Annotated in this window: 11 protein-coding genes; 3 read left to right on the top strand and 8 right to left on the bottom strand. The window is 61.9% G+C overall.

Annotated features, from left to right (window positions below; genetic code table 11):
* The first annotated feature begins 24 nt into the window (after positions 1–24).
* Entirely contained in the window at positions 25–795 is a 771-nt protein-coding gene (locus tag HB393_RS12650; protein ID WP_213805540.1) for an FkbM family methyltransferase, read from the top strand.
* Between the two features lie 3 nt (positions 796–798).
* On the opposite strand, the gene HB393_RS12645 is transcribed toward HB393_RS12650, so the two are convergent.
* The 4 genes from HB393_RS12645 to HB393_RS12630 form a co-directional block, all read right to left on the bottom strand.
* Entirely contained in the window at positions 799–2,394 is a 1,596-nt protein-coding gene (locus HB393_RS12645; protein ID WP_213805696.1) for a ribulokinase, read from the bottom strand.
* Between the two features lie 97 nt (positions 2,395–2,491).
* Complete coding sequence (locus tag HB393_RS12640) at positions 2,492–4,123, bottom strand: fucose isomerase (protein ID WP_213805539.1); 1,632 nt, start codon at positions 4,121–4,123, stop codon at positions 2,492–2,494.
* Positions 4,124–4,146: 23 nt separating this feature from the next.
* Positions 4,147–5,067: a dihydrodipicolinate synthase family protein gene (locus HB393_RS12635; protein WP_213805538.1), complete on the bottom strand. Its 921-nt coding sequence runs from the start codon at positions 5,065–5,067 to the stop codon at positions 4,147–4,149.
* Positions 5,068–5,095: 28 nt separating this feature from the next.
* On the bottom strand, positions 5,096–6,220 hold the full coding sequence (locus HB393_RS12630) for a sialidase family protein (protein ID WP_255551045.1): 1,125 nt from the start codon (positions 6,218–6,220) through the stop codon (positions 5,096–5,098).
* 158 nt (positions 6,221–6,378) lie between these two features.
* Here HB393_RS12630 and HB393_RS12625 point away from each other — a divergent pair, with 158 nt between their 5' ends.
* Positions 6,379–7,194 (top strand): GntR family transcriptional regulator, encoded by an 816-nt coding sequence (locus tag HB393_RS12625; protein WP_255551044.1) that lies wholly within the window; start codon positions 6,379–6,381, stop codon positions 7,192–7,194.
* Positions 7,191–8,465, top strand: a complete 1,275-nt coding sequence (locus HB393_RS12620; protein WP_213805537.1) for an MFS transporter — start codon at positions 7,191–7,193, stop codon at positions 8,463–8,465. The genes HB393_RS12625 and HB393_RS12620 overlap by 4 nt, the downstream gene beginning before the upstream one ends.
* Before the next feature lie 193 nt (positions 8,466–8,658).
* Here HB393_RS12620 and HB393_RS12615 read toward each other — a convergent pair whose 3' ends face one another.
* The 4 genes from HB393_RS12615 to HB393_RS12600 form a co-directional block, all read right to left on the bottom strand.
* Positions 8,659–9,147, bottom strand: a complete 489-nt coding sequence (locus HB393_RS12615; RefSeq protein ID WP_213805536.1) for a hypothetical protein — start codon at positions 9,145–9,147, stop codon at positions 8,659–8,661.
* Between the two features lie 63 nt (positions 9,148–9,210).
* Positions 9,211–9,702: a DinB family protein gene (locus HB393_RS12610; RefSeq protein ID WP_213805535.1), complete on the bottom strand. Its 492-nt coding sequence runs from the start codon at positions 9,700–9,702 to the stop codon at positions 9,211–9,213.
* Positions 9,693–10,160: a YraN family protein gene (locus HB393_RS12605; RefSeq protein ID WP_345945176.1), complete on the bottom strand. Its 468-nt coding sequence runs from the start codon at positions 10,158–10,160 to the stop codon at positions 9,693–9,695. Before HB393_RS12605 ends, HB393_RS12610 begins: the two co-directional genes overlap by 10 nt.
* Before the next feature lie 163 nt (positions 10,161–10,323).
* Positions 10,324–12,021, bottom strand: a complete 1,698-nt coding sequence (locus HB393_RS12600) for a diguanylate cyclase (protein ID WP_213805533.1) — start codon at positions 12,019–12,021, stop codon at positions 10,324–10,326.
* Positions 12,022–12,114: the final 93 nt, after the last annotated feature.

Below are 12,114 nucleotides of genomic sequence, written 5' to 3'. Positions count from 1 at the left end.
AGCTCTCAAGGACCTGCCAGCAACGTGTCCAAGCAGTGGCTGTTCCACACTGGAAGCAAGTTCGACCGAAAGTTTCGCGAGTCAGCCCCTTACTCCTTTAGCGACGTCGGCAGCTTCTTGCAGGCCACGATCGGGAATCAGAAGTTCCTCTGGCCTGGCAATGCTCCAAGGTCGGGGTTTCTGCAGATACTCTCAGAGATCCTGACGCCAGAGCACCCCCATCAATACCTGTACGGTTCCACCCAGATCGGCCCAGACGACGTCGTCCTGGATATCGGCGCTTGCGAAGGAGCTTTCTCAGCCTTCGTAACCGCGAAGTGCAAACACGTCATCGCCGTCGAGCCGTCCCGTTCCATGTGCGCTCTCATGACTCAGCTCTTCCAGATTCGCAATGAGCCAAGCCCGCAAATCCTGAACTGTCTCTTCGGAGGCGAGCCATCCACGGCATACTTTGCGGAAGACCTGAAGAACCCCGCCGGCAGCCGCATCTGCTCCGAGCCTGTTCCAGGTGCCTACGAACTCCCCGTAGTAACTCTGGACGAAGCAGTCGAAAAACTGGAGTTCAAGCCAACCTTTATCAAGTGCGACGCCGAAGGAGCCGAACCCGCAATCTTCGCCGGCGGGAAAAAATTCCTGAAAGAGTTCCACCCCAAGCTGGCAGTCACCACCTACCACAGCGACACAGACTTCGACACCATGTACACACTGCTGAAGTCACTAGGCTATAGCGTCGAGGGAAAAGGCCTTCTCTACTCCGGAGGAGTTCTCCGCGTTCAGATGATCCACGCCTGGTAGATCCTAAACAGCCCCTGAAGCAACCCTGCGAATAGCCCGCAACTCAGGCAGAACGCGACCAAGCGCCACCGGCGCCGCATCCGGGCTCCCAAGTCCAAAGTAAACATCCCGGTAGAGCGAATACAGCCGGTCATACTGCCCCACCGCATCAGCCTGCGGCTCGAACACCCGATACGCCGGACAAAGCGCATCCTGCGCCTCTTCCACCGTGGCAAAATCCCCTGCCGCCAGAAACGCAAGGATCACCGACCCCAGGCTCGTCACATCGCCATCCGGCACCAGCACCGGTTTGTTCAACGCATTCGCATAGATCTGGTTCAGCCCCGCATTCCGCTTCGGAATCCCCCCGCCATTGATCACGCGGTTGATCACCGTGCCATGCTCCTGCATCCGCTCCAGAATGATCCTCGTATGCAGCGCCGTCCCTTCCACCGCTGCGAACAGCTCGTCTGCGGCGGTATGCATCAGGTTCCAACCCAGCGTCACCCCACCCAGCTCCGGATTCACCAGCACCGTCCTGTCGCCGTTATCCCAGGTCAGCCGCAGCAGCCCCGTCTGCCCCGCGCGATAGTCCTTCGTCGCCTCCGACAGAGCCTGCACCGTGCTCCCCGCCCGCGTCGCAATCGCGCTGAAGATATCCCCCACCGCCGACAGCCCTGCCTCGATCCCCACCTTATCCGGATACACCGATCCCGGCACCACCCCACACACCCCCGGCACCAGGCTCTGCTCCGCGCTCAGCCCGATGATGCAGGTCGAAGTCCCGATCACATTCACCACATCGCCCAGCCGTATATTCGCTCCCACCGCATCCCAGTGCGCATCGAACGCCCCCGTAGGAATCGGAATCCCCGCCTTCAACCCAAGCCTCTCTGCCCACTCCGCGCTCAGATGTCCCGCCAGCTTATCCGACGTCTGGTACCGCCCCGCAATCTTCTCCCGAACCCCCGCCAGCAGCGGATCGACGCTTACCAGAAAGTCCTCCGGAGGCAGCCCACCCCAGCGCTCGTTCCACATCCACTTATGCCCCATCGCGCAGATGCTCCGCGGCAGCTCCGCAGGATCGGTAATCCCACACAACGTCGCCGCCACCATGTCGCAGTGCTCCAGCGCCGTTACAAACCTCCCACGCTCTGCCGGATTATGCCGCAACCAATGCAGCAGCTTGGACCACCCCCACTCCGACGAGTACACCCCGCCGCACCACTCGATCCCCTCGAACCCCGCGCCTCCGTCATAGCTCTTCGCCGCACGCGTAATCTCTGCCGCCTCACCCGCCGCCCGATGGTCGCACCACAGGTAGTAGTCCCCCAGCGGGACCATCCCCTCGCCCACCGGAATCACGCTCGACCCCGTCGTATCCAAGGCAATCGCAGCAACCGAGTCGCCCGAGATCCCGCTCACCTGCACCGCCTCGCGCATCGCCCGCGCCAGCGCCGCCATCTGCTCATCATGGCTCTGTGTTGCGAAGTCCGGATCGGTCGCCGACCGCTTCAGCGCATACTCCGCCGTAGCCGAACCCAGCTTCCCACGCTCTTTATCGAAGATCGAGATACGGACGCTCAGCGTCCCGAAGTCAACTCCCGCCACTACGCTCAATGTCTTCTCCCAGTCGCACAGCTCCCGCGACACTGCCATCCAGTCTCTCTTAAAATCTTAAAAAGACCCGCACGCCACGCCGCCAGCTCTGGAGCACTTAGCGAATAGCAGTCTCCCCACAAAGATGCACCGTCAGCCCCAGCGCCGACATCATCGCCGCCTTGGTCGCCAGCGCCTTATCCGCCATCTCAGCCGTAGGCGCATACGCGACGTTCACATGGTTCGCCCGATGCCGCGCCATGAACTGGTCCCGGCTCACGCCATGAAAGACAGCATTCATAATCGGCCACTGGTACGTCGTCTCCCTCCAGCGTCGCTCCGTCTCCGCCGTAGGCAGCGAAACCACCGTCCCTCGCCCCAGATCGACATGCAGCGCCCCACCCTCCACAAACACCCTGCTCCAGACGATCTCTCCCGGCCGGCTCACACCCTTCAACGAACCGCCTCCCAGCGGAAAGTACATCGCAGGCTGCCGCTCGCTCGTAGCCCCCGCATACCCGCCGACGAAGTGGTTCGCCGGAGCCGCACCCGAGATCTGTAGCAGCCACACAAACTCATCCAACCCCTCGCCCTTGTAGTGCTCGCCCCACCTGACATCATGCAGCGTCGTCGAAGGATCGATCCCCAGCGCGCTCCAGCAGCGATTCGTCACCAGCCCATCCACCCCCGCACACTCATCCACCTCGTTGAAGTGAACCAGCGGCCCACCCGCATACAACTCCGTCTGCGTCCCCTCTGCAAACACCGGAGGCCGCTCCGCATTATTCAGCAGCCCCTCCACCAGATCCGACGCCGCGGCCATATCCTTCAGCCCCTGCTGATACTGAATCCCAATCGCATCGCAGCCAAACTCATTCGCAATCCGCACCGCCGCGATATACATCCTGCACTGCTCCAGCACCTGCGCCAGCGTCAACTCCGTGGCAGGGTCCTTGCCCAGCTTTAACGTAACCCCCTTCTCCACCAGCCACTGATAGACCGCGGCAGCCTCATCCTCCGCCACCGTCCGCATCTTCGCCACCAACGCCGACTGGCTCAGCCGCTCCTTATAGATGCCCGCCGGGTTCAGCAACTCATCGTCAACGATGGCGTTATACATCCCCATGCACCCTTCATCGAAGATCCCCAGAATCGCCTTGCGATGCTTCAACTCCTCTGCCAGCCTCTGGCCCAGCGCCGCCGACTCCGCCGGGATCCTCCCCGCCTCCAGCACATGCACCTGCGACACATCATGCGAGATCGTCCCATCCTTCAGCCACTCCACCACCCCATCGCGAAAGAACGCATCCGTAAAGTCCCTGCTCCAGATCGAAGAAAACTCCACCCCCGCCTTCGTCAAGGAGCCATTCAGATTCAGCAGTCCCACCAGCCCCGGCCACTGCCCCGACCAGTTCGCCACCGTAAGCATCGGCCCTTCATGGCTGCGCAGTCCCGGCAGCACATGGTGGCTGTACTGCCACGCCGCCGTCGCGAACACCAGCCTCACGCCCTTGGGAATCCGCATGAACACATCCATCCCCATCCTTTGCGACGAGATGAACCCATGCCCCTCCACCTCGTCATAAGCATGAGCCCGCACCAGCCTGAAACCTTGCTCGGCAAACGCCGCCGTCAGCCGCTCCTCCAACTCCCGCTGCGCCGGCCAGCACACCTGGTTCGCCGCCACCCGCAGGTCTCCGCTCGTCACCAGAAACACATCCTTCTCTCCCGCCACCAACTTCTCTTCCATCGAATCCTCTCCTATCGCTTGTCCTACCGGGTCGTCGCCTCGATCGCGCCGGGCAGCCACTCCTGCATCCATGCCACAACCGCACGTCCCTGCTCGCGTCGATGCTGCGTCACCGGCTGCGAGAACGTAGCCGGCACAATGCCTCGAGCCTCCGCCGTCCACTTTAGGCCCCAGGGCGTAGGAAACGCATTCAACTGCGCAATAAACTCATCCAGCAACCGCGAAGCACTCGCAAACTCCTCTGACTCCGTACGTGCGGCCTCCCGCCACAACGCCTGGATCAACTCCGGCAACGGGCAAGCCACCCCCGACACGATCCCGTCGCAGACCCCCTCCTGCAACGCCTGAGCGTAAACAGTGTCATTCCCCACAAGCCGGCAGGCATCCACCCCATGCTCCGTCAGGTCGCGCAGAATCTCCAGCGACCCGCTCGAATCCTTGATCCCGACAATATTCGCCACCTCTGTAATCAGCCTCCGCACCGTCTCCTTCGCCAGCCCCGAGGTGAACTGCGGCAGGTTGTACAGCAGAATCGGCAGCTCCGTACTCGCCGCAACCTCCCTGCAAAACAACTCCAGATCCTCCTGCTGATACGGAAAGAAGTACGGCATCGGCAGCAGCAGCCCCTTCACCGCACCGTGGTAGCTGGCGCTCCGTGCAGTCACCGCCAACTCCTTCGCCCTTGCAGTCCCCGGCGCTCCCACCCCACACAGAATCTCCGCCCGCCCCGCACTCGCCTCCTGCACCACCGTCAGCATCATCCGCAACTCATCCGGAGTAGTCAGGCACAGCTCCCCCGTCGCCCCGTTCACCGCAAACGACGAGATCCCCTTCCCCATCAGGAACCGGATCACAGCCCCCAGACCCGCCGCGTCGATGCTGCCATCCGCGCTCCGTGGCGTCAGCACCGCCACATACACCCCTGTCACCAGCTTCTCTGCCATGCGATCTCCCTCTTTCGGAATGAAGCTCCTACTTCGGTACATCCGCCAGCGGAAGATGAACGTGCTCGATAATCTTCCGGTTCCACGTATACGTCATCTCCAGATCGCCGTTCGCCGTCTGGATCAGCGCCGGGTACGAGTACTCCCCCGGCTCCTCCTCCAGCGTGGCGAACATCTTGAAGTGCTCCCCGTCCGTCGACACCGCCAGATTCAGTGGAGTCCGCCCGCTCGTCGTGTTGTTGTAGATCAGCACCACCCGCCCATCCCGCAGCGCCACCGCATCGATCCCCGAGTTCGGATTCTGCACCTCCAGCACCCGCCCCTGCGTCCATGTCACTCCGTTGTCGTACGAGTCCGCCACCGTCACCCGCTGCGTCAGCGCAGTCGACCGCGCATACAGCCGCAGATGCTTTCCTCCCAACGACACCACCGAAGGCTGAATGATCCCCCGCGTTACAGCCGATTCCTTCGGCTTCGTCGTACCCGGCAGCACCGGGGCCGGACCTCGGCTCAGGTCCTCCTTCGCGGCATCGATCGGCGGAACGATCGGCCCGATCTTCACCCACGTCTTCCCTCCATCCGTGCTCCGCTCGATCCACACCGCCCACGACCGGTACGCCTCCACCGACGACCCACTCACGATCGTCCCATCCTCCAGCACCAGCGGCTTCGCCCGCACCGGCCCCACCAGCCCTGCCGGCAGATACTCCGCCGCACTCCAGGTCACCCCTTCATCCGCGCTGACCTTCCTCGCCGCCGTCCAGTTGCTTGGGCTAGGCCCGAACTTGTAGTACAGCCAGAGTCGCCCATCCTTCGTATGGAACAGCACCGGATTCCAGCATGGCACCTCCGCCTCCCGCGCCAGCTCCGCCGGAGCCGACCACCCTCCAGCCGTCCTCCGTGAACTCCAGATCGCCACATCCGGCTTGCCCTCCGCCGTGCCTCCAAACCACGCCGACATCAGCCCACCACCCTTCAACTCCACCACCGTCGAAGCATGGCTTGAAGGGAAGGGAGCCGTACCCGGCGCGAAGATCTGCTCCCGAACCGGCTTCGCCTCCGCCGCTCGCACCGCCAACCCCGAGGCCGCCATCACCCCCAAACAAATCGCAAGACAAATCCCGAACGTCCACCCGGATCGAACCGACCGCATAAGCCTCCGTATGACTGCACAGCGACTATACCCTCCATGTCGTCTTGATGTCGACATATCTCGCAATCGAAGATATAAAGGTTCGCAGAGTCAGCCATTCATCCTCGTCAATCCTGAGAATCGACACGGAAGGCCAACCCGGAAAGAGGTCGACAGCCATGCCAAAACTCCAATCCGAGTATGCTGGGCGAATGAGCCGCAGACCCAGGCAGCACCACGGCGCACGCGACCTCTCCATCCGCGAAAAGGCCTACCTCCACATCCAGCAGCTCATCGCCCAGGGAACCCTCCCCGCCGGCGGCGGCATCTCCGAGCTTCTCCTCGCCAAAGAGCTCGGCAGCAGCCGCACCCCCATCCGTGAGGCCATGAACCAGCTCGCCGCCGAGGGCCTCCTCCACCAGAGTCCGGGTGGTGGTATGGTCGTCGCCCAGCTCACCCGCGAAGACATCATCGAGCTCTACGAGCTCCGCGAGGCCCTGGAGGTCTACGCCGTCGCCAAGGTCTCCCGCCTCACCATGCGCCCCGCCGATCAGGACCGCCTCCAGCACCTCGTCGACGAGATCCTCACCCTCCAGCGAGAGCTCGACACCTCCGGCAACACCCACCTCGACCAGTCCGGCATGGAGCGCTTCATCGCCTGCGACCTCGGCTTCCACGCTCTCCTTATGAGCATGGCTCAGAACTCCCGCGTCCAGAAGATCATCAACGACACCCGCCTCCTCATCAGCATCTTCGCCATCCATCGCGGCGGCCACGACCGCGCCGCCCTCCAGAGCATCTACGAGTACCATCAGCGCATCCTCGACGCCGTCGTCCAGCAGCACAGCGAAGCCGCCATGACCGCCATCGTCGAACACATCCAGGCCAGCCAGCGCGAGCGCCTCAACGCCTACGACCAGTGGAAGCGCGAGACCTCCCTCCGCCACGCCGTCCCCACCTTCTTCGACATCCATAAGATGACGCCCCAATCATGACCGAAGCCATCACGCGGCGAAGCTCCTACAAATGGCTCGTCGTCGCCATGCTCTGGTTCGTCTGCTTCTTCAACTACGCCGACCGTCAGGCCATCTTCTCCGTCTTCCCCCTCATCAAGCAGCAACTCCAGCTCTCCGACATCCAGCTCGGCATCGTCGGAGCCTCCTTCATGTGGATGTACGCCCTCTTCGGCCCCTTCGCCGGATGGCTCTGCGACCGCCTCCCCCGCAAGACCCTCGTCCTCAGCGCCCTCATCTTCTGGTCCTTCATTACCGCTGCCACGGCCCTCACCCACAGCTACGCCCAGCTCGTCCTCTGCCGAGCCCTCGGCGGTCTGGGTGAAGCCTTCTACTTCCCCGCCGCCATGTCCCTCATCGGCGACTACCACTCCTCCGCCACCCGCTCCCGGGCGATGTCGCTCCACCAGTCCGCCGTCTACGCCGGCAGCATCGCCGGAGGAGCCGTCTCCGGCTTCGTCGGACAGTTCTACGGCTGGCGCTCCAGCTTCCTACTCTTCGGCGGCCTCGGAATCCTCCTCGGCCTCATCCTCTGGACTCTCCTCCAGGAACCCACCCGCGGCATGTCCGATGCTCCAGCCTCCCAGGCCCTTCGGCCCACCAGCGGAAACCTCCTCGTAGGCCTCCGCGAGGTCCTGCGCAATCCCATGGTCCTGCTCCTAATCGCGGTCTTCATCGGAGCCAACTTCGTAGCGGTCGTCTTCCTCACCTGGATGCCCACCTTCCTCTTCCAGAAGTTCCACATGAGCCTCTCCATGGCCGGACTCAACGGCACCGCCTACCTCCAGATCGCCTCTGTCCTCGGCGTCCTCTCCGGCGGCCTGCTAGCCGATACCCTCGTCAAAAAGATCTACGGCGGCCGCCTTCTCACCCAATCCTTCGGCCTGCTCTGCGGAGTGCCCTTCCTCTTCCTCACCGGTTGGACCACCTCGATCCCCTGGCTCATCCTCGCGATGGTCGGCTTCGGCTACTTCAAGGGCCTCTACGACGCGAATCTCTTCGCGGGCCTCTACGACGTCGTCCCCACAGCCCGTCGCGGAACCGCCGCCGGACTCCTCAACTCCATGGGCTGGCTCGGAGGCGGCTTCGCCCCCATCGCCATCGCCGTCGCGGCTCAGCGCTACGGCATGAGCGCCTGCATCTCCGCTACCGCCGCCATCTACTTATTCATTGGCCTGTTACTGCTCTGGGGAGCCCGCCGCCTCTCCCCTCCCGCAGCAAGCGCAGTCGAACTGGCTATTAGTTCGCACTAACTTGTAGTTCGCACCAACTTGGTTCGCACTAAATTTAGCGCGCACCACAGCGGCTCGCACCACATTGAGCGCACACCACAAATTTGTCATCCTGAGCTAAGTTGCTCGCGCACTTTGCGAGCAACGGAGTCGAAGGACCCGCGGTTCGCTCGGATCGGCACAAATCCAGCGCAACGAACCAACTCACCGCGACCTAATACCCCAGCTCATGCGGAGCAGGCCAGGTCAGCGTCCCATCCTTGCGGATGTAAAACATGAACAGCTTGTGATCGCCGTTCACCCGCGCCGCCACGATAATCCCGGTCCCAAACGCACCCGTCCCATCCGTCTTCGAGATATCGATCTGGTGCGAAGTAATCGGCTCTTTCACCGGGCTCTCCGTCGTCCAGTCCTCGGTGAACCGCTTCAGCGTGTAGTCGTACTTCTGCGGATGCTGCTGCCACTCGGCATCGTTCATATAGATCGCATACGCCTTCGGAAAGTCCTTCGCCTCCAGTGCCGAAAAGAACTTACTCACCTTGTGCTCCGCCGGCAGGTTCGAAAAGAACCACCCATGCCCCAGCAGATAGCCTCCCAGGCAGGTCAACACCAGCACCGCCAGTAAAATCCCCGACCCAACCAGCAGATTGCGTTTACGCGTCTCTCCGCTCTCGTCATACTCCGGTGCATTCAGCAGCGTCATCGCTTTAATCCTCGCAAGTCATCATCTCAAACACCTTATTAGACACCGCCGCACCGAAAATGGTCAGCCCACCCAAACCTGAATCGCCCGCAAATGATGCTCCATATGCGCGATATAGTCCTCAATCAGGAATCCCAGCGTCAGCTCGTCCCCTTCTATTGACCCCACCTGCCCCAGCTTGCTCTTCTGTATATGCGCCACCGTCCAAGCCATCTGCCGATTCAGCGCTACCCACATGTCCAATACCTCAGTCCACCCTCGCTCCTGGTAGTGCTGTAGCTGAACCCACTCCTCCTGCTCATAGCCTCCCATCCTCTGCCCCGGAGCGATCTGCATCCGCACCACCCGGCCCAGATTGTTCACCGCCGAGTCCGTCAGGTGCCCAATCACCTGCTTCGCGCTCCACTTCCCCTCCCGCTCCGGTCGTCCGGCCACCGCATCGCCCAAAGGCCGCAACCACACCAGCGCCGCCTCGATCACCCCGGCAAGCCGCTCACTTAACTCCGCCGGCTCTAGCGCCGCGACATCGCTTCCCTGCGCATACGTCATTCCCATCCAAAGACCCCTCTCCGCACCTCAAACTCCATCCCGCCCGGCTGCAAGTATACCGACACCACATCGAACCGCACCCGTACCTCGCTCCGCATCCTCCTTGGAAATCCGCGCAGGTACGCCCGCGCCATCCGCCGCAGCATCTCCTGCTTCTGCGAGTCCACCGCAGCCTCCGCCGGTTCCATCGGATCATGTCCCGTCCGCGTCTTCACCTCGATAAAGCACAGACAATCGCCCTCCCACGCAATCAGGTCGACATCCCCGCGCAGCCTCACGCTCTTCCACCGCCGGGCCACCACCACATACCCCAGCCCCCGCAGATGAAACAGCGCCTCCCGCTCTCCTCGAAGACCGGTCAACAGATGCCCTGCCACACGCGATCGGCAGCCACACCGCAACGACAACGTCTCCACAGTACGCAACGCCTGCGCCTGCAACTTCAGCCAGCCAACCCGACTCACACATCGATTCATGTGGCATCAGCATAAACCAGCATCACTCGACTCAGCAGAGGTTCCCTAAGAACCAGCTTTCGTCGGATCAACTTTCCGATCCATCGAGTCTCAAGATCGCGCCAGCGTCCCACAACAACGCCCGGCCCAAATCCGAACGCCCCGTACAAAATTAAGCGGGAATAAATCCCATAGACGATTCCACCTTGTTCCGTCCACCCCGCTTAGCCCGATACAAAGCCTCATCCGCGGTACGCAGAAGCTGGTCCGTGCTCGAACCACCCTCCGGATACATTGCAACTCCGATGGAGATCGTCACCTCCGGCATACGTTGCTCATGCACCCACAGAGTCATCGCGCTCACGGATAACCGGATCGACTCCGCCCGCTCCATCGCCACCTCTGGAGTGATATCCGGCAGAATAATCGCGAACTCCTCACCCCCATAGCGGCAGATGATGTCCTCCGACCGCACACACTTGCGGAACACCTCGGCAACCTCCTTCAACGTCGTATCGCCCGCCGCATGTCCCAGCGTGTCGTTGAACTGTTTGAAGTGGTCTACATCCAGCATGAACACCGCCAGCGTGCTCTGCTTCCGAACCGCCCGGCGCAGCTCGCGCTCGAAGGCAATCTCCATGAAGCTCCGGTTATACAAATCCGTAAGTGGGTCCCGGATCGACTGGTTCTGCAACTTCACCCGCAGCTTCAGCGACGCAATCGTCATCGCCGTCAGCTCCACGATCTGGTGCAGACTATCGCTGCTCTTCTCCAACTCGCGCAACTCCCCTTCGCTCGAACATCGGATCGTGACAAACCCCAGCGCCTCGCCCTGCGCCGACAGTGGAATGCAGACATAATGCATCGGCACCATCCCCGAAAAATGAGCGCAATGAACCTCCGACTCGCCGGAGAACTGCCACCGCGAACGCCCCGAACGCAACCCACAGCACTGATCGGGCGAAAAGACCTCCGGAACCATCTCCATGCGCGGCGTCTCACCCCACTGCGACACCCGCTCCACCATGTTGCGCGACTCGTTGATCAGGCAGATCGCACCGCTCGTCTTCGGCAGCAATTGAAACAGAAAGAGCGCCGCCGAATCATGCGCCTCCTTCAAGCTCACGCAAAGATGCAACTCGTCCCGCACCAGGGTCAGCAGGTTCAGATCGACGGCATGCTCTTCCAACTGCCGTACCGTATCGGAGAGCCCTCGATTCGCCTCTTGCAGCTCTGTAGCCAGGCGCCTGCGCTGAAAGGCGCTTCGAATCAAAAACCAGAAAAGACCCAGCATCCCGGCAAACGAAACAGCCCCATATGCGATCCCCATCCGGATGGCAGCCACGCCGCTGGCCTGCGCCTGCTCGCTTCGACTCTTCAGCAAGCCTTGCTCTTCGGTTCTCAATCCGTCCAGGGTCAGATGACACTCCTCGAACGTATCCGGCTCCAGCCTCAAAAACTTATCGGCACTCGCAGTGCCCTCCCGCAGATTCGAAGCGCACAGCAAGAGCGCCTCAATCCGGGGCGTCTGTTTGGGATTATCGGAGACCAGCGTCTGCAGGCTGAACGCAGTGGTCTCCAGTCTCTTCGCCTGCCTGCGGTCCCGCTCCAGGATCGGACGGCTCTGCTGCACTCCCCCAAAACTGCGGTCCGACTCAATCTGATCGACGCTGCGCGAGGCCCGGTCCATCAGCCCGATGACATCGTGCGTATGCTCCACCCACTGCCGCAAGGAAATCGCATGTTGCTCATGGGCGAAGATCACGCCATACGTAATCAGCATCAGCAGCACGCCACCAACCGCGCCCGAGATCAATACCGGGATCGAGCGGTCGATACGTTCGACGCTAACTTGGGCAGGCTGCTTCAAGGATCACCAACTCGGAAACATCTGCAACCGTCGCTGCTCAGTGATCCCGTAACCTTTATTATCTAGCCTGGGGTTCGCTTCGCCCTGCCACTT

Origin of the sequence: Granulicella sp. dw_53, assembly GCF_018449545.1 — a bacterium.
Classification (GTDB): Bacteria; Acidobacteriota; Terriglobia; order Terriglobales; family Acidobacteriaceae; genus Edaphobacter.
Note: the sequence above shows the minus strand (reverse complement) of the source record. Positions and strands in the feature narration are given on the sequence as shown.